The following is an 18513-nucleotide window of genomic DNA, read 5'->3' as shown; positions in this document are numbered from 1 at the left end:
CTATCCAATCCACACTTCAAGCGCAAGCGTGTTAGACGGTCGGATGGGGTGTGGTCTCGTTTAACGAACCCACGTATCGTGATCGGTGATTTCACGCAAAAAAGCTGACCATGAGGGGCAATCGACGTATCGTGACTGTCATTGGCGAAATCGCTTGCTAAAGCCGCTTGCAGGTATTGATTCAGATCGCTAGGCAAGGGCGATCTGATTGACCTGATGCTTGAGGAATTCCCGATGACCGATACCGCGACCGATCCTTCTGTTGTTGAAACCGCTGAAGCACCCGGCGACGCGACCTATCGCGTCACAGCCAATGAGTTGCGCCAGTTTGTGGAGCGTATCGAACGGCTGGATGCGGAGAAAAAGGATCTTGCGGAACAGCAAAAAGAGGTCATGGCGGAGGCCAAGGCGCGGGGCTATGACACCAAAGTGATGCGCAAGGTGATTGCGCTGCGCAAACGGGATGCGGATGACATCGCCGAAGAAGAGGCGGTTCTGGAGATGTATAAAGAAGCGCTCGGCATGTGAGCTTAGGCCTCATGTGACGGGCAGTTTCCGCCAATGTCGGTGCGGTGCATTCACCCGACGGGCAAAACGCTGTTCGCATAATTGAGTGGCGTTTTGGTTGAGGTATGAGTGCTGCGCTTAAGGCTGCGCGCGCGAAATTGAGGCCGAAAGCATCATTTTCTATCAAAAGGGGCAGAATTTTGCGCGCCGCTCCGTGGCTGCATCATCGTCACCACATAAGTGATAAATGACTTCTGAAACCGCGCGCGGGTATCCGTGCCGCGATTTTAATATCTTTGGTTCCCGCTTTCCCGGCTGCCCCTTCTTAGGAGCGGTATCTGGGTTTGAATGAGAACCGTCCGATCAAACAGCCCTGTTTGCCCAAGAAAATAACGAAGATTTCAGGTTCTGAGTGCAGGCGAAAAAGACACTGAAAAGAATATTGACATCATGTAAAGAGAAGGATATTGGCGCCATGTAAACTTTACATCAGGTAAAGTTTGATCAGCTATGGAGTTCCACTATGAAAGTCATCGTATTTGGAGCGACCGGAACAGTCGGCCGCCTGACCGTGCAAAGCCTGCTCGCCGAAGGGCACAGCGTCACCGCTTTTGCGCGCACCCCTGATCGGTTGAAACTGAAAGCACCGCAGCTGCGTCTTGTGGCGGGCGACGCGACACATCCCAAAGACGTTTGTGACGCCATCGCCGGTCATGATGCTGTGGTTGTCACTCTGGGCGCCGGAATGTCGCGGCGCAGCCTGATCCGCTCGCAGGGCACGATGAATGTGATCCGGGGCATGCAAGAACACGGCGTTTCCCGGCTGATCTGCCAATCGACGCTGGGGGCGCATGAAAGCTGGAGCAATCTGAATTTCTTCTGGAAGCGCATCATGTTCGGGGCGCTGCTCAAGCCGGTTTTCAAAGACCATGAACTGCAAGAGAAGCTCGTGCAGGCCAGCGGTCTGGACTGGACGCTGGTGCGCCCGGGTGCGTTCACAGATGGTCCTGCCACGGGCGCGTACAAAGAAGGTTTTGGAGCTCAGGAGCGCGATCTGACGTTAAAAATCACACGCGCCGATGTGGCAGGGTTTTTGACCCGACAACTGAGTGATCTGGCATATCTTCATCGCGCCGTCAGCCTGTCCAATTAAGCCGGGTCAGGCCGGTTTTCAGCCGTGTGGGAATGCGTTCTCCAGGGCGGATTGGTAGGCAAACAGCGATGCCAATCCGCCGGTATGCACGAACAGCACGCGGCTGCCTTTGGTAATTTCACCGCTTTCAACAAGGGCCGGCACGGCGGCAAAGACCTTGGCTGTATAGACCGGGTCCAACACGAGACCTTCGGTGCGGGCCATCATCGCCATGGCTTCGGCGGCGGGCGGGCCCAACTGGCCGTAGCCCGGCGTCAGCGCCCCATCCCATATCATGATGTCGTCATCGCCCACCTGTGATGCGTGCGCAGTCAATTCTGCCAATGCGTCAAGAACGGCGCGGATGCGCCTGCGTTGTTGCTGAGCGTCGCGCCTGACGCAACTGCCGATCACGCGGGCGTTGTGCCCCGACGCCCGCAACCCTGCCAACATGCCCGCATGTGTCAGGCCGCTGCCGGAGGCGATGACAACCACGTCAAATGCGCTGTCCTGCTGCAAGATCTCCTCGGCGGCGCGCATGTACCCCAGTGCCCCGAGGGGTGGATTTCCAAGGGCCAGGGGGATCACATAGGGCGTGCGGCCCGCTTGCCGTTCCTGTGCCGCGCGCTCTCGCAGCGCGGCATCTGCGCCAGCTTCATCCTCGCCGGACGGGTAATACATGACCTCCGCCCCGAGCAGGCGGGAGAGGAGCACATTGCCATTCGATCCATAGAGCGCATCGACATCCGGCACCCGGTCTTCAAGCTGGACAATCGTTTTCATGCCCAGTTTTGCGGCGGAGGCGGCGGAGGTGCGCACGAAATTCGACTGCACGGCACCGGTGATCAGAACCGTATCTGCCTGGGCGGCCTGCGCCGCCCCCAGATAGTATTCCAGCTGTCGCGATTTGTTGCCGCCCATGGTGGTGCCCGCCAGATCGTCCCGCTTGATGTGCAGATCGATGCCCAGCAGCGCCGAGAGGTTCGGCAATGGTTCGATGGGCGTGACCGCACTTACCAACTCGGCGCGCGCAAATTCCATGATCTTTGGTCCTCCCGTTCCGATCCGGCACTGGATCAATGCGTCCCAAATCAGTGTTGCACAAAAGCTGGGCCACGACCAAGCGCCGGGGCCTTGGGGGCAATTCGATTTACGCTTGACCGACTCAGATTTGTATACAAGAAGTATACATTATGTAAGCAAAGGATCGCAGATGGCCAGAATTACCAAGGATCAGTGTCTCGATGATCTGAAGTTGCGGATCCTTTCCACGGATCTGTCGCCCGGCAGCGATCTGGATGAAACCTCGCTGGCTGAACATTATGAGATATCGCGCACACCGATGCGCGAGGTGCTGCACCGGCTGGCGGGGGCGGGCTATATCACCACGGCTGAAAACCGCGGCGCCAAGGTGGCCTCGATGGACATTGGCACCATGCGCACCTTTTTCCAGACCGCCCCGATGGTCTATGCCAATATCGCCAGCCTGGCGGCGGAGGCGCGCACGGCACCGCAGCTTGATGCGCTGAAGGATGCGCAGCTGGCTTTTGTCAAAGCCACGGGTGCACAGGATGCACAAGCGGCGGCCCTTGCCAATCATCGCTTTCACGCGGTGGTCGGCGAGATGGCGCATAACCCCTATCTGGTGGCATCGCTGGACCGTCTGCTCATCGATCACACACGTCTGAGCCAGCGGTTCTACCGCCCATCGAATGCGGATGAAAAGCAGCGGATCGTAAAGGCCAGCGACCAGCATGACGCGCTGATCACGGCCATCGAAGCGCATGAGAGCGCGCTGGCGATCGATCTGTCGCTGCAGCATTGGGATTTGTCGCGCGACCGGATGGAGCGCTATGTGCGCCCCGATCCGCTGCCCGTCGACGTTGTGTCGCTCAAGGATCGCCGAAATGCAATTTGAAGGGATCTACACGCCTCTGATCACGCCGTATTACACCGATTTCACGTTGAATGAGGCGGCGCTGGCTGAAACCGTGGATCATTTGGTTGCGGCAGGTGTGCACGGCATCATCGTGGCGGGCACCACGGGCGAATATTACGCGCAATCGACGGAGGAACGCATCGATATGATGCGGCGGTGCAGGTCCCTTATCGGTGACCGCGTGCCGATGATTGTGGGCACCGGTGCCATTCGCACCGAAGACAGCATTCTGTTCGCGCAGGCGGCAAAAGAGGTGGGCGCGGATGCGCTGCTGATTGCGACGCCACCCTATGCCTACCCAACGGGGCGCGAAATTGCCCTGCATGCGCTGGCGGTGGACCGCGCCGCCAACCTGCCGGTGATGCTTTACAATTACCCGGGGCGGATGAGCGTGAATATGGACGAGGAGTGCCTCGACCGTCTGGGCCGCAGCCTGAACTTCTGTGCGATAAAGGAAAGCTCCGGCGACCCGAACCGCCTGCACATGCTGGCACGGGATTATCCACATATTGCGCTGAGCTGCGGCATGGACGATCAGGCGCTGGAATTTTTTGCCTGGGGCGCGCGCTCCTGGGTCTGTGCGGGGTCAAATTTTGCGCCCGAAGCGCATATCGCGCTCTACCGGGCCTGTGCCATCGATGGGGATTTCACGCGCGGGCGCGCCATCATGTCCGCGATGCTGCCCTTAATGCGGGTGCTGGAGCAGGGCGGCAAGTTCATTCAGTGCATCAAACACGGCGTGACTCTGCGCGGTATTGATGCAGGACCCCCGCGCAAACCCCTGCAGCCCTTGAATAAAGACGACAAGCGCGCGTTGGAGGAGGTCATTCGCACGATGAATACCACCATCGCCGCCATACCGGGAGCCCTGTGATGACGGACCTGCTGACACATGCAGAATATGCGGCGATTGCCGGTGATCTGGATTTTCCGAGCGCGCCTTTCATCGACGGGAAGTTTCGCAAGGGCGCGGGGCCGATGATGGCCACGTTGAACCCGGCGACCGGCGCGGAGATTGCAAAGATTTCCACGGCTGCATCTCAGGATGTGGATCTGGCGGTCACCAAGGCGCGCGAGGCATTTGAACAGGGGCATTGGGCGCGGATGCACCCCGCGGCCCGCAAGGATGTGCTGATCAAGCTGTGCAAATACATCACGCGGCGCAAACGCGAACTGGCCGTTCTGGAAAGCCTGGAGTCCGGCAAACCCATCCGTGATTGCGAAGAGATCGACATCCCCGAGACCATCCACTGCATCAAATGGCATGCGGAAACGGCGGATAAGATCTATGACCAGACGACGCCCGCGTGGGAGGATGCGATGTCGGTGATCGTGCGCGAACCGGTGGGGGTTGTCGCCGCGATTCTGCCGTGGAACTTCCCCTTGCTGATGCTGGCGTGGAAGATCGGTCCGGCGCTGGCGGCGGGCTGTTCCGTGATCGTGAAGCCGGCGGAGCAAACCTCCATGACGGCGCTGCGCGTCGCGGAACTGGCGCATATGGCTGGCGTGCCACGGGGTGTCCTGCAGGTGCTGCCGGGGGATGGGCCATCGGTTGGCGAGCCGCTGGGGCGTCATATGGATGTGGATATGGTGAGCTTTACCGGATCCACCGAAACGGGCCGTCGGTTCCTGCACTATGCCGCCGACAGCAACCTGAAGAAGGTGGTGCTTGAATGTGGTGGCAAGAACCCGGCCGTGGTGTTGGCGGATGCCGAAAATCTTGACCATGTGGCGGCGCATGTGGTCAACGCCGCCTTTTGGAACATGGGTGAAAACTGCTCTGCCGCGTCGCGCCTGATCGTGCACCGGGATGTCAAAGCACCTTTGCTGGAGCGCATGCTTGCGCGTTTGCGGGAGTGGAAAACCGGTGATCCGCTTGATCCGGCCAACCATCTGGGCGCGCTCATCGATGCAGATCATTGCGCCAAGGTTGGTGCCTATCTCACCGGCAAGGCGCTGGCGGGCGGCACGGCGGATGGGCCTTTCGTAGCGCCCACGATCTATGAGGTCGCCAAGGCGGATGCCAAGGCGCGCGAAGAGATTTTTGGCCCTATTCTGAGTGTGATTGAAGTGGCCTCCACCGAAGAGGCCATCGCCGTGGCCAATGATACAGACTATGGGCTGGCGGCTTGCGTCTTCACCGCAAATACGCGCCAGGCCATTCGGGCGGCGCGCGACATCCGCGCCGGGACCGTGACGGTGAATTGCTACGGCGAAGGCGACATCGCGACGCCCTTTGGGGGCTACAAACACTCCGGTTTCGGGGGGCGGGACAATGGGCTGCACGCCCACGACCAATACACCGAGCTGAAAACCATCTGGATTGATCTCACCGATCCTGCTGAGGGAGACAACATCGGATGAGCCGCATCGGATTTATCGGCACAGGTCATATCGCGGCACCCATGGTGCGTTTTCTGGTTGGCAAAGGCCATCAGGTCACGGTGTCGGAGCGCAATGCCGGGGTGGCTGCGGCCTTGGCACGGTCGCACGGTGTGACCGTTTCGGTAAATCAGGCGGTGATTGATGCAAGTGACGTCGTGTTCCTGTCGGTGCGCCCTCAGATTGCCGAGGAGGTGCTGGCGCCGCTGGCCTTTCGCGCCGATCAGCAGATCGTGTCGGTCATGGCGGGTGTCTCACATGCGCGGCTAACATCCCTTTGCGCGCCCGCTGATGACATTTCGGTGACGATCCCACTGGGGTATCTGGAGCAGGGCGGGTGCCCCTTGCCGGTCTGGCCTGATGATCACCTGCTGCGCACATTTTTTGCGCCTGAGAACCCTGTGTTCGCCGTGGCGGATGAGCGCGCATTGAACATGCATTTTGCGGTCTGCGCGATGCTGCCCGGCATTCTGGATCTCATGGCCACGGGCGCGGAATGGCTGACCGATCAGACGGGCGATGCCGCACAGGCGGATTTTTACGCGGCGCAGCTGATCGCGGGATATCTGACCGCGATGACAAAGGAGGCGGGCGCGCTCGCAAATGAGCGCGACGGGCTGGCGACGGAGGGCACCATCAGCATTCAGATGACGCGCGCGTTGCGCGGCGGCGGCGCACATGTGGCGTTGCGCAATGCGATGGCGGCCATCGGCGAGCGGCTGGAGGGAAAATCATGAGCGTGGAGGCCGTTGGCACCGCCCGCAGGGGCCGTGGCGCGCGCAAAGCGCTGCGCCAGACGCGGGATGTCACCATGCTGCCTGCGCTCAAGCGGCGATTGCCGCTGACCGAGCCGATGGATGCGGATCAGGTGGCGCGTATCGACGCCGCCTCCATGGATATTCTGGAAAACGTCGGCGTGGTCTTTCGCGACGCAATCGCGCTCGCCGATTGGAAACGGGCAGGGGCGGATGTGCGCGGGGAAACCGTGCATCTGGACCGTGGACTAGTGCGGGAGCTGATTGCCACGATCCCCGAGACATTCACCTACCACGCACGTAACCCGGCCAATACCCTGCCGTTTGGCAAGGATCACTCGATCTTCGTGCCGATGACGGGGGCACCTTATCTGCGCGATCTCGACGATGTGCGGCGCAATCCCACGCTCGATGATCTGGCGAATTTTCACAAACTCAGCCATATGCTGCCCGCCATTCATTCCTCGGCGCATCATATCGTGGAACCCTATGATCATCCGATCAGCCAGCGGCATCTGCGGATCACCTACTCGTCAATGAAGCACTCCGACAAGACCTTCATGGGCATGACCACGAGCCCGAAGAACGCCGAGGATGTGATCGAGATGGCGGCAATCCTCTTTGGCGCGGATTTCATCGACAGCCACCCGGTGGTGACGGGCAATTGCAACGGCAATTCGCCGCTGGTCTGGGATGAAACCATGCTGGGCGCGATGCGGGCCTTTTGCAGGCGCAATCAACCGGTGCTCTGCTCGCCTTTCGTGCTGGGCGGGGCGAACACGCCCGCCTCAGTCGCTCCCACCGTCGCGCAACTGAACGCCGAGGCGCTCAGCGCGCTGGCCTACACGCAGGTGATCCGCAAGGGCGCGCCAGCGATCTATGGGCACTACCTCAGCACGGTCAGCATGAAATCCGGTGCACCGATGGCGGGCACGCCCGAGATCAGCCTGATGAATTTCATGATCGGCCAGATGGCGCGGTTTTATGGCGTGCCTTGGCGGACATCCAACACTCTGGGCGGTGCTAAAACCTTTGACGCACAGGCGGGGTATGAGAGTGCGATGACGTTGAATGCGGTGCTGATGGCCGGTGCGAATTACATCTGGCATTCGGCGGGTTGGAACGAGGCAGGGATGCATTGCTCCATGGCCAAATTCGTGGTCGACGCGGAGATGTGCGCGATGGGCTACCGCATGGCGCAGGGGATCAACTGGGATGACTTCGATGCAGCCCTGAAGGCGGTGGGCGATGTCGGTCCGGGCGGTCACTATCTGGGGCATCCGCATACGCTGGAAAATTTCCAGCGCGCTTTTTTCATGCCCGAGATGTTCGACAACAATTCGATTGAACAATGGCAGGCCGAGGGCAGCTTTGAAATCACCGAACGCGCCCTGATCCGCGCCCGCGCGCTGTTGCAGAGCTACGAGGAGCCCAAACTGGATGTGGCCACCGACGAGGCGCTGCGCGACTACATTGCGCGGCGGGAACGCGAGATCCCGGCAGCCGATGCGCTGAACCAGACGTATTGAGGCGCGCATGAAGGTCACCCGCCTGCCACGCGATCCCGGTCCTGCGGGGTGGCATTGCCTGCTGCCGGATGCGCCCCTCCCGACACCGCTTGAGGAAACAACAACGGCGGATTGGTTGGTCATCGGCGCAGGCTTTGCCGGGCTCTCGGCCGCGCGACGGTTGTCGCAGCTTTGTCCGGGGGATCGTGTTGTGATCCTGGAGGCGGCGCGTGTGGGCGAGGGGCCTGCGGGGCGAAATTCCGGTTTCATGATTGATCTGCCCCATGACCTTGCGTCTGAAAACTACGGCGGGACCCTGAGCGCAGATGCGGCGCAAACCGCGGACAACAGGCGGGCCATTGAATTCGCTGCTGAGATGGCGGCAGATTTTGATTTGCCAAAAGAAGCCTTTTCACGCAGCGGTAAAATCAATGCCGCCGCCACGACGAAGGGGCAAACTCACAACAGCGACTATGCCAGGCACCTGACGGCCCTGGGCGAAGATCATGAACTGTTGGATGCTGAGCACATGCAGGGGCTGACCGGGTCTTCCTATTACCAAGGGGGGCTTTTCACGCCCGGCACGGCAATGATCCAGCCTGCGCTTTATGTGCAGTCAGTCGCAGATGGTTTGCGTTCCAACCGGGTGACATTGCACGAAATGAGCCCGGTGACATCTCTAAAGCGCAGAGGCGATTGGGTCGCGGAGACGCCCAAAGGTAAGGTCACGGCGTCAAATGTCATCCTCGCGGTGAACGGTCATCTGGAGAGCTTTGGTCAAATGACGGGCCGCCTGATGCACGTCTTCACCTACGCCTCAATGACCGAGGCGCTGAGCGCAGAGGAATGCACCAGATTGGGCGGCGCGCCTGAGTGGGGCCTGACACCTGCGGATCCGTTGGGGACGACGGTGCGGCGGATTTCGGGCACCGGCGGGGACCGGATCGTGATCCGCAACCGGTTCACCTTCGATCCATCGATGGAGGTCGACGACAGGCGCATTGAACAGGTGGGCCGTGACCACGACCGCGCCTTTGTCGCGCGGTTTCCCATGCTGGGTGGGGTCAGAATGGCCTATCGTTGGGGCGGGCGGCTTTGCCTGAGCCTGAACAATGTGCAGGTAATCGGTGAATTGGAGCCGGGCCTCTGGTCGGCCTGTTGCCAGAATGGTCTGGGCACTGCGAAGGGGACATTGGCCGGGGTACTGGCCGCGGAGGCCGCCAATGGCGTGGCATCCGATGCGTTGCGGCGCGCGATGTCGGCACCTCTGCCAAAGCGTTTGCCACCTACACCGCTGGCCCGGATCGGGGCCTCTCTTCGGTTGCGGTGGGGGGAAGCCCGCGCTGGCAAGGAACTCTGAGTTAAGCTGAATATGCGCGCCGCTCGGGGATCGGAGCGGCGCCCATCGTTCGGGTTAAGCGGCCTCTTTAGTATCGAGAACCTGCGCCATCGTTGCACCCATCGCCGACGGGTTGGGGGCCACGGTGATGCCAACAGCGCTCAGCATCTCCACCTTTTCCTGCGCGCTTTCGCCAAAGGCAGAAATGATTGCGCCTGCGTGGCCCATCTGTCGGCCTTTGGGGGCGGACAACCCGGCCACATAGGCAACGACCGGTTTGGTCATGTGATCACGCACGAAAGCGGCGGCTTCGGCCTCTTGCGGCCCACCGATCTCGCCGATCATCATCACCGCGTCGGTCTCCGGATCCGCTTCGAAAAGCTCCAGAATGTCGCGGAAGGATGACCCGTTGATCGGATCGCCGCCAATGCCCACGGAAGTGGACACGCCGATGCCCAGGGCCTGCATCTGGCTCGCCGCTTCGTACCCCAGAGTGCCGGAGCGCCCCACGATCCCGACGCGGCCCGGCGTGTAAATGTGCGGCGGCATGATGCCCATGAACCCGCGCCCCGGTGAAATCACGCCTGCGCAATTCGGTCCGATCAGGCGCATTTTGCGGCTCTTGGGATAGCGCCGGAGAAACCTTTTGACCCGCATCATATCCTGCGCCGGAATACCGTCTGCCACACAAACGGCGGTTCGGATGCCAGCGTCTGCGGCCTCCATCATCGCGTCAGCCGCGAAGGGGGGTGGCACGAACATCAGGCTGGCCTCGGCGCCGGTGGCGGCAACCGCTTCCCGCACTGTGTCGAAAATGGGTCGTCCCAGAACTTCCGTGCCGCCTTTGCCGGGGGTGACACCCGCCACCACATTGGTACCGGTCTGGATCATCTCGGCGGCATGAAACTGGCCAATACGGCCCGACATGCCCTGCACGACAACGGGGGTTTTTTCATCAATTAGAATAGCCATGGCACCCTCCGTTCAGGCGGCTTGCGGTTGACGGCGCATGGAGACGGCGGCTTCCGCCGCTTCGGCCAGCGTGTCGGCGGTGATCAGGGGCAGGCCCGATTCTTTCAGAATGTCCTGTCCCTCAGCGACGTTTGTGCCTGCCAGTCGGACCACCACGGGCAGCGTCAAACCCACCTCGCGATAGGCCTGCACCACGCCATTTGCGATCCAGTCGCAGCGGTTGATGCCCGCGAAGATGTTCACCAGGATCACGCTGACATTCGGATCGGACAGCACGGTGCGGAACGCTTTGCACACACGTTCGGGGCTGGCACCGCCGCCGATGTCAAGGAAATTTGCAGGCTCGCCCCCGGCCAGCTTGATCATGTCCATCGTCGCCATCGCCAGACCGGCGCCGTTGATGATGCAACCGATATCCCCGTCGAGCCCCACATAGGCAAGACCGTTATTGGCCGCCGTGGCCTCGCGCGGGTCCTCTTGGCTGGGGTCGCGCAGCGCGGCAATTTCCGGACGCCGGTAGAGCGCGTTGGTGTCGAAACTCATCTTGGCGTCAAGCGCCACAAGATCACCGGTGCCGCGAATGACCAGCGGGTTGATTTCCACCATCATCGCATCAAGGTCGCGGTACGCGCGGTAACAGGCGCGCAACACGTTGACCATCTGCGCGACCTGCCCGCCGGTGAGCCCGAGGGAGAAGGCAAGCTCACGCGCCTGAAATTCTGCCAGACCCACGGCAGGATCCACGATCATGCGGCGCAGGCTGTCGGGGTCCTCTTCGGCAAGATCCTCGATCTCCATCCCGCCATGGGCGGACGCCACGTTCATGATCCGTTCCGATTTCCGGTCAAGCACAAAACCAAGATAGAGCTCTTGTTCGATATCGGAAGCCTCTTCGACCCAAAGGCGGTAAACCCCTTTGCCCGCATCCCCGGTTTGCTTGGTCACCAACTGTTTGCCAAAAAGCGTGGCGGAATAGTCGCGCACCTCTTCCTCGGTTTTGCAGAGCTTCACGCCGCCCGCTTCACCGCGTCCGCCGGAGTGGATCTGTGCCTTGACGACCCAGGCATCGCCGCCCAGTTCGCGGGCGCGGTATCCGGCCTGCTCAGGAGAGTAGGCAACCCCGCCGCGCGGCACAGGCACGCCAAATCCTGCAAGAATTTCCTTGGCTTGATGTTCGTGAATGTCCATCTCGTCTTCCTCCTGGGTCAGACTTTCTCAGCAATTGCCTTCGCGACATCGATGATATTGCGTGCCATTTTCTCCGATGCCGCATCGATCATCTTGCCATCCAGCGAGGCGGCACCACGGCCCTCGTTCTCCGCTTTCCTGAGTTCATCAATGATACGCTCGGCCTTGGTCACTTCGGTTTCCGGCGGGCTGAACACCTCGTTTGCCAGCGCGACCTGGCTGGGGTGGATGGCCCATTTGCCCTCGCATCCCAGGGCCGCAGCCCGGCGCGCGCCGTCCAGATACCCATCAGGGTCGGAGAAATCGCCAAAGGGCCCATCGATGGCCCGCAACCCATAGGCGCGACAGGCAATGACCATGCGTGTGATCGAGGCGTGCCATTGGTCGCCGGGGTATTCGGGGTTCAAACCGCCGATGTTGGTGGTGCGGGCGCGCATGGATGCGGCATAATCCGCAACGCCGAAATGCAGGGCCTCCAGCCGCCCGCCAAACTGCGCAATCGCCTCGACATTGGCCATGCCAAGCGCCGTTTCGATCAGCGCCTCGAGGCCCACGCGTGTCTTCAGCCCGCGGCCCTGTTCGATCTGGTTGACCATGGCATCGACCATATAGAGGTCCGAGGTGACGCCGACCTTTGGCACCAACAGCGTATGCACCCGGTCACCGGCCTGCTCCATCACATCGACCACGTCGCGGTACATGTAATGGGTGTCGAGCCCGTTGATCCGCACAGAAACGGTTTTGCCCTTCGCCGCCCAGTCGATGTCGTTGAGCGCCTGAATGGCGTTGCGCCGGGCCTGTTCCTTTTCCGGTGGCGCCACCGCGTCCTCGAGATCGAGAAAGACATAGTCCGCAGCGCCGGTCGCCGCCTTGTCGATCATCGTGGTGTTGGAAGCAGGGACGGCTAGTTCGGAGCGTTGCAGCCGTTGCTTGTTCAGGGGGAAAAGAGTGTGAGACAAGGGGGTGTTCCTTCTGGCAATCGGTTACTCAGCAGCGACGGCAAGCTGTTGGTGCGGGGCGTTTTCGGTGGCAAACCAGTTCTGGGCCGCAGCAACGCCGGAGCCGAACTCGATCTGTGCGCCCGCGCGGACGAGGGCCATTTCGGCAACGGAAAGCGCGGTCAGGCACATGCCCTCATTCAGATCGCCGATATGCCCGATGCGGAAGACTTTCCCGGTGAGGCGGGCAAGCCCGCTGCCCAGCGATGTGTTGAAGTCCTCATAGGCGATGCGGATCACCTCTCGCGCATCGACGTTTTCGGGGGTGCGGATGGCGGAGACCGTGTCGGAATAGAACGACGGATGTTCTGCGACCAGTTCCAGCCCCCAGGCTTCCACGCCCCGCCGCACGGCTGTTGCCAGTCGGTTGTGGCGCGCGATCACGTTGTCGAGGCCTTCTGCTTCGATGCGATCCAGTGATTTGCGCAGCCCGTGCAGGAGCTGCGTTGGGGGCGTGTAGGGGAAATAGCCGCCGCTGTTCAGGTTCACCATATCGGAGAATTCGAAATAGGCGCGGCGCATCTGGGACGTCTTGGACATCTCCATCGCCTTTTCGCTGACCGCCAGAATACCCAGGCCCGCGGGCATCATCAGGCCCTTCTGGCTGCCGGTGATCGCCAGATCGACGCGCCAGTCATCCATACGGAAGTCGATGGAGGCAATGGAGGAGACACCATCCACAAACAGCAAAGCGTCGTGGAAATTCTCGTCCAGCGCCCGGCGCACACCAGCCACATCCGATGTCACGCCGGTGGCGGTTTCGTTGTGCGTGACAAATACCGCCTTTATCTCGTCATTGGTATCAGCGGCCAGTTGGCGTTCAAACTCGCGCACCGGTGCGCCGGCGCCCCAGGGCACATCGATGATCTGCACGTCCAGTCCAAGCCGCTCCGCCATCTCCGCCCAGAGCGTCGAGAATTGACCGTGGCGCGACATCAGCACGCGATCACCGGGGTTCAGGGTGTTGGTGATGGCGGCTTCCCAGGCGGCGGTGCCGGAGCCGGGGAACATCATGACCGTTGCATCATTGGTCCGGAACACCTTTTTGAGATCCGCAAAAAGGCTCAACGTCACATCGCCGAAATCGGGCGCGCGCATGTCCTGCATAGGTACATTCATCGCCTGACGCACAGTCTCTGGCACGTTGGTGGGGCCTGGAATAAACAGGTGGGTCTGTCCGGTACGCATCACTTTCCTCCATTGATTTGACGGGACCATGCCGCAGGCGGCCTTCTAGGTAAAAGGGAACCGCGTCCTGCTGTGGATGCAAAAATTTACAAATACGAAGAATTGTAAATTTGTAAAATTTTCAGTAATAGATAAAAATGAAAACATTCATCGGACCGAAATTGCGGCGCTTGCGTGGGGATCAGAACCAGACGCAGGGGCAGATGGCCAAGGCGCTGGGGATCAGCACGTCCTATGTGAACCTGCTGGAAAAGAACGAGCGCAGCGTCTCGGTGCCGGTTTTGCTGCGGTTGCTCGAAGTCTACGGGGTCGACTGGCGCGATCTGGTCGACGATGACGATACCGCCAAGCTGGCTGATTTGCGCGGCGTGCTGCAGGACCCGCTATTTGAGGCGGAGCGCCCGGACCTGACGCAATTGCGCGGGGCGCTGACCCACAGCCCGGATCTGGCGACATGTTTCTTGCGGCTGCACCGGGCCTATCTGGCGGCCTCCGATCAGCTGATGAGCATCGCGAGTGCCGATGAGAGCGCGCAGGCCACCCTGCCGAAAGCGCCCGAGGCGACAGTGCACAACTTCTTTCGCCGGCATAGCAACTACTTTCACAGTCTGGAGACGGCGGCGGATGCGTTCTGGGCAGGCAAGCGGATTGCCACGGACGACATCTATGCCGAACTCAAGGCGCGGCTGCGTGACAAACTGGGGCTGCGGGTGCGGGTTGTCCCCGTTTCTGAAATGCCGGGGACGTTGCGCGCCTATAATGAGGAGACGCGCGAGGTCCTGCTGTCGGAAGCGATGGACCATCCCAACCGGGTATTTCAGCTGGTGCATGTCTCCGGCCTGATTGAGCAGGAAGCGGTGTTGGAGGATCTGCTGACCAAATCCGGGCTGACGGATGCCATGGGGCGGGCGCGCTGCCGGGTGGAACTGGCCAATTATTTTGCGGCGGCCGTGCTGATGCCCTACGGGCCGTTTCTGGCAGAAATACTGGAGAGCAAATACGATTTTGACCATGTGGCCACGCGTTTTGGCGTGAGTTTCGAGCAGGCCTGTCACCGTGCCACGACCCTGCAGCGGCGGGGCGCCAAGGGCGTGCCTTTCTTTTTCCTGCGGATCGACAAGGCCGGGAATGTCTCCAAACGCTTTAACGCGACCGATTTCCAACTGGCCGAATATGGCGGCGCCTGCCCACGGCTGGACATTCACACATCGTTTCGCACGCCCGGTCGGATCGTGCCGCAATTCGTGGAAATGCCCGACGGCAGCCAGTTCTTTGTCTTTGCCCGGACGGTGGATCGGCCCAGCTTCACCCGGTTTGCGCAGGATGTCCGTCTGGCCGTTGCTGTGGGCTGCAGCACGGAACACGTCGGGGCCATCGGGTATGCCGAAGGGCACAGCCTGTCAGAGGCCACCATGACGCCCATCGGGATCAACTGCCGGGTCTGTCCGCGGGTGAATTGCGATCAGCGGGCGCACCACGCGGTTGTCCGGTCTGATCCGGTGGATGAAAAGCGCAGGGGCGCCACGCGCTATAGCAGCTAACCCCCGGCCGTCTCTGGCGCCTGGTCGACCTCTTCAGCGGAGATCCGAAAGAAAACCGCGTAGAGCGTGGGTACGATGATCAGCGTCAGAATGGTGGCAAAGCTCAGACCGCAGATGATCACCACCGCGAGCGATTTGAAGAAGGGATCCAGCAGCAGGGGCACCACCCCCAAAACGGTTGTGACGACGCCCAGCGAGACAGGCCGCACGCGGCTGACGGCGGAGTCCACCACTGCGGACATGCGCGCCTTGCCATCCGCAATCTGACTGTCAGTTTCGTCGATCAGCACGATGGCATTTTTGATCAGCATGCCGGTCAGCGACAGGATGCCGAGGATCGCCATGAATTCCAGCGGCGTGTTGGTCGCCGCCAGACCCCAGAACACCCCGATCAGGGCCAGCGGCACGGTCAGCCAGATGATCAGCGGTTGGCGCACCGCGTTGAAGAGGAAGATCACCACCAGCACCATCGCCCCAAAGCCCAAGGGCATGGTTGAGGCAAGGCCCTCGTTGGCTTCCTTCGAGTTGCCAAACTCCCCCTTCCACTCCAGCGCATAGCCGGGGGGCAGGTCGATGGCGTCGATATCGGGGCGCACGATTTCAAACAAATCACCCGAAAGCACGCCGGGTGCATTGTCCGACTGCGCGGTGATGGTCAGCTTGCGATCCACCCGCCGCAGGTTGCCAGCCTCAAATCCCAGATCGAACCGGTCCACGACTTGCGAAATGGGGATATATCCGCCGGTGACCTGGCTGTAGACGTGGATGTCTCGCAGGTTTGCCGCGTCGTTTCGGTTGTTTTCAAAGGGCCGCATGACGATGTCGCGCAGCTCGTCGCCATCCCGGTAAACCCCCAGAGTTGTGCCGCTGAGATGCGCGTTGAGGGCAAAGGCAATCTCGCTTTGCGTGAGGCCCAGACGGCGCGCGTTTTCGGTGTTGATGACCGGGCGAATGACCGGGACCTGTTCTTTCCAGTCATCCTTGATGGCCACCGCGCCCTTGTCTGCCATGATCGCCTTGGCCTGGGTGGCCAGATCGCGCAGCACCACCGGATCAGGGCCGGAAAACTGCGCCTCGATCTTTGAGCCGCCGCCGGGCCCGAGCACGAATTTCCACACCTTGGCCGTGGCCTCGGGATAGGCCTCGTCGATATAGCTCTGCAACTCGCTTTGCAGCGCGTCGATGTGTCGGAAATCCGCGACATCCACCAGGATTTGCCCGTAGGCGGCGTTCTGATCTTCGCTCTCGTAGATCAGCATGAACCGCAAATGCCCGCTGCCTACGGCCATATTGGTGCCGGTGACGTTTTCCAGCCCGCGCACATGAGCGTCGATCTCCAGCAGATCCGCCTCGGTTTGCGCGATATCCGTGCCCTGCGGCAAGAAATAATCGATCACGAATTGCGCGCGTGTCGAGGAGGGGAAGAACCCCGGCGGCACCAGGCTGAAGCTGGCGATGGCGGACGCGAAAAGTGCCACAACAACGGCAATGGTGGCATAGCGCAGGCGGATCGCCTTGGCCAAAATACCGCGATAGCCGCGCATCAGGCCGTTCTCCGGCTTTTCCTCGGCCTTGCCCGGTTTCAGCAGCAGGGTGCAGAAATAGGGCGTCAGCCAGATGGCCACCAGCCAGGAAAAGAGCAGGGCGATGGCAATGGTCCAAAACAGGCTGCCTGCGTATTCGCCGGTGTTGTCCGGGGAAAATCCGACCGGTGAGAAGGCGAGAAACCCGACAACGGTGCCGCCCAAAAGCGGCCATTTCGTTTGCGCGACAATCTTCTGGGCGGCCTCTGCGGCGTTTTCACCCTTTTGCACCCGCACCAGCGTGCCCTCGACCACCACGATGGCATTGTCGACCAGCATCCCCAGCGCAATGATCAGGGCGCCCAGCGAAATCCGCTGCATGTCGAGACCGTAAAGGAACATGCCAAAGAGCGTGCCCGCCACCGTCACCAGCAGGATGCCTCCCATCAAAATCCCGGAGCGCAGGCCCATGAAGATGAGCAGGGTGCCGACCACGATCACCAGCGCCACCACGACATTCATCACGAAGTCATTGACCGAAACCTTGACCGTGTCCGATTGGTCCGAGATCGGCAGGACGTCGATGCCAATGGGCCGTTCGGAGATCAGTTCCGCCAGACGTTGTTTTGCGGCTTCGCCCATGTTGACCACATTGCCGCCGATTTCATTGGAAATCCCGATCCCGATGGCGGGCTGGCCATCGCGGTAAATCAATTCGGTGGGCGGATCTTGCAACCCGCGCGTCACGGTGGCGATGTCCGACAGGCGGAAGGACGCGCCGTTCTGCGGGTTGGTGATCAGCAGATTGCCGATGGCTTCGGTGGAGCTGATGGCGGCATCCGGGCGCAGTTCCAGACGGGTCTGACCGGCCTTCAAGGAACCTGCGGGCAGCACAAGGTTCTGGCCTTCCAGGATGTCGCTGATCTGCTGCGGCGCAAGACCAAGCTCAATCAGACGGGCGGGGGAGTATTCAACATAGATGACCTCGTCCTGCACTCCGTTCAGAACCACCTTTGACACACCTTCGACGGTCACCAGTTCGCGCTGCAAATCCTTGGCGTATTCATGCAATTCCGTCAGCGTATAGCCGTCGCCGACAACTGCGAAATAGACCGCGTAGACGTCGCCAAAGTCGTCAAAAACCAAACTAGAGAGCGCATTGGGCGGCAGATCGGCCTGTGCGTCGTCTATTTTGGCGCGCATCTGGGCAAAACGTTCATAGAGCGTGGGGTAGGTTTTGGTCGATTGGATGGTGAATTCCACGGTCACCGTGCTGCGCCCCGGAGAGGAGACCGAGCGCACCTCATCCACGCCCTGCAACTGCTGCAGCGCATTCTCGATCACCTCGGTAACCTCTTCGGCCACCTCGTCGGCGCTGGCACCGGGGTAGGGGGTGATGATCTGCGCCTGCCGAATGATGAATTCGGGGTCCTCAAAGCGTGGCAGCTTGGTGTAGGAATAATACCCGGCAATCAGAATGAGCAGGGTGGCAACGGCTGAAATCAGACGTTTTTCAATGGCGAACCGGGCCAGATCCATGA

General features: G+C 60.9%; 15 protein-coding genes. 9 read left to right on the top strand and 6 right to left on the bottom strand.

Features of this window, described 5'->3' with window-relative positions; translation table 11 throughout:
• Positions 1 to 234 precede the first annotated feature (234 nt).
• Positions 235 to 528, top strand: a complete 294-nt coding sequence (locus tag Q1A63_RS09565) for a DUF2312 domain-containing protein (RefSeq protein ID WP_298970963.1) — start codon at positions 235 to 237, stop codon at positions 526 to 528.
• A gap of 502 nt (positions 529 to 1030) precedes the next feature.
• Positions 1031 to 1660 (top strand): NAD(P)-binding oxidoreductase, encoded by a 630-nt coding sequence (locus Q1A63_RS09560; protein ID WP_298970965.1) that lies wholly within the window; start codon positions 1031 to 1033, stop codon positions 1658 to 1660.
• Positions 1661 to 1678: 18 nt separating this feature from the next.
• Here Q1A63_RS09560 and Q1A63_RS09555 read toward each other — a convergent pair whose 3' ends face one another.
• Positions 1679 to 2680 carry a D-cysteine desulfhydrase family protein gene (locus tag Q1A63_RS09555; RefSeq protein ID WP_298970967.1) on the bottom strand — a complete coding sequence of 334 codons (1002 nt, stop codon included), beginning with the start codon at positions 2678 to 2680 and terminating at the stop codon, positions 1679 to 1681.
• Between the two features lie 172 nt (positions 2681 to 2852).
• Between Q1A63_RS09555 and Q1A63_RS09550 the strand changes: the two genes are divergently transcribed.
• The 6 genes from Q1A63_RS09550 to Q1A63_RS09525 are packed head-to-tail and all read left to right on the top strand — an operon-like array spanning position 2853 to position 9583.
• The gene (locus Q1A63_RS09550; protein ID WP_298970970.1) at positions 2853 to 3557 is read left to right on the top strand and encodes a GntR family transcriptional regulator; all 705 of its coding nucleotides are present in this window, start codon (positions 2853 to 2855) and stop codon (positions 3555 to 3557) included.
• Complete coding sequence (locus Q1A63_RS09545; RefSeq protein WP_298970972.1) at positions 3547 to 4452, top strand: dihydrodipicolinate synthase family protein; 906 nt, start codon at positions 3547 to 3549, stop codon at positions 4450 to 4452. Before Q1A63_RS09550 ends, Q1A63_RS09545 begins: the two co-directional genes overlap by 11 nt.
• Complete coding sequence (locus Q1A63_RS09540; RefSeq protein WP_299631351.1) at positions 4452 to 5942, top strand: aldehyde dehydrogenase; 1491 nt, start codon at positions 4452 to 4454, stop codon at positions 5940 to 5942. The genes Q1A63_RS09545 and Q1A63_RS09540 overlap by 1 nt, the downstream gene beginning before the upstream one ends.
• A complete protein-coding gene (locus tag Q1A63_RS09535) occupies positions 5939 to 6697 on the top strand; it encodes an NAD(P)-binding domain-containing protein (protein ID WP_298970979.1) in 759 nt (252 codons plus the stop codon). Before Q1A63_RS09540 ends, Q1A63_RS09535 begins: the two co-directional genes overlap by 4 nt.
• Positions 6694 to 8244 carry a trimethylamine methyltransferase family protein gene (locus Q1A63_RS09530; protein WP_298970980.1) on the top strand — a complete coding sequence of 517 codons (1551 nt, stop codon included), beginning with the start codon at positions 6694 to 6696 and terminating at the stop codon, positions 8242 to 8244. Before Q1A63_RS09535 ends, Q1A63_RS09530 begins: the two co-directional genes overlap by 4 nt.
• A gap of 7 nt (positions 8245 to 8251) precedes the next feature.
• Complete coding sequence (locus Q1A63_RS09525; RefSeq protein ID WP_299631348.1) at positions 8252 to 9583, top strand: FAD-binding oxidoreductase; 1332 nt, start codon at positions 8252 to 8254, stop codon at positions 9581 to 9583.
• A gap of 54 nt (positions 9584 to 9637) precedes the next feature.
• Here the strand turns inward: Q1A63_RS09525 and sucD are convergent, their stop codons facing one another.
• Genes sucD through Q1A63_RS09505 form a run of 4 tightly spaced genes read right to left on the bottom strand, consistent with a single transcriptional unit; the run spans position 9638 to position 13908 of the window.
• Positions 9638 to 10534, bottom strand: a complete 897-nt coding sequence (gene sucD / locus Q1A63_RS09520) for a succinate--CoA ligase subunit alpha (RefSeq protein WP_298970983.1) — start codon at positions 10532 to 10534, stop codon at positions 9638 to 9640.
• 12 nt (positions 10535 to 10546) lie between these two features.
• A complete protein-coding gene (locus tag Q1A63_RS09515; protein ID WP_299631346.1) occupies positions 10547 to 11722 on the bottom strand; it encodes a malate--CoA ligase subunit beta in 1176 nt (391 codons plus the stop codon).
• Between the two features lie 17 nt (positions 11723 to 11739).
• Positions 11740 to 12681, bottom strand: a complete 942-nt coding sequence (locus Q1A63_RS09510; protein WP_299405242.1) for a CoA ester lyase — start codon at positions 12679 to 12681, stop codon at positions 11740 to 11742.
• 24 nt (positions 12682 to 12705) lie between these two features.
• On the bottom strand, positions 12706 to 13908 hold the full coding sequence (locus tag Q1A63_RS09505; RefSeq protein WP_299631344.1) for an aminotransferase class V-fold PLP-dependent enzyme: 1203 nt from the start codon (positions 13906 to 13908) through the stop codon (positions 12706 to 12708).
• 137 nt (positions 13909 to 14045) lie between these two features.
• On the opposite strand from Q1A63_RS09505, the gene Q1A63_RS09500 reads away from it, so the two are divergent.
• A complete protein-coding gene (locus tag Q1A63_RS09500; protein ID WP_299631342.1) occupies positions 14046 to 15449 on the top strand; it encodes a helix-turn-helix transcriptional regulator in 1404 nt (467 codons plus the stop codon).
• Here the strand turns inward: Q1A63_RS09500 and Q1A63_RS09495 are convergent.
• Positions 15446 to 18511, bottom strand: a complete 3066-nt coding sequence (locus Q1A63_RS09495) for an efflux RND transporter permease subunit (RefSeq protein WP_299631340.1) — start codon at positions 18509 to 18511, stop codon at positions 15446 to 15448. The genes Q1A63_RS09500 and Q1A63_RS09495 overlap by 4 nt on opposite strands.
• Positions 18512 to 18513 lie beyond the last annotated feature (2 nt).

The organism is uncultured Roseobacter sp. (genome assembly GCF_947499265.1).
GTDB lineage: Bacteria > Pseudomonadota > Alphaproteobacteria > Rhodobacterales > Rhodobacteraceae > Roseobacter.
The sequence above is the reverse complement of the archived record's forward strand: the minus strand, read 5'-3'. Positions and strand labels throughout refer to the sequence as shown.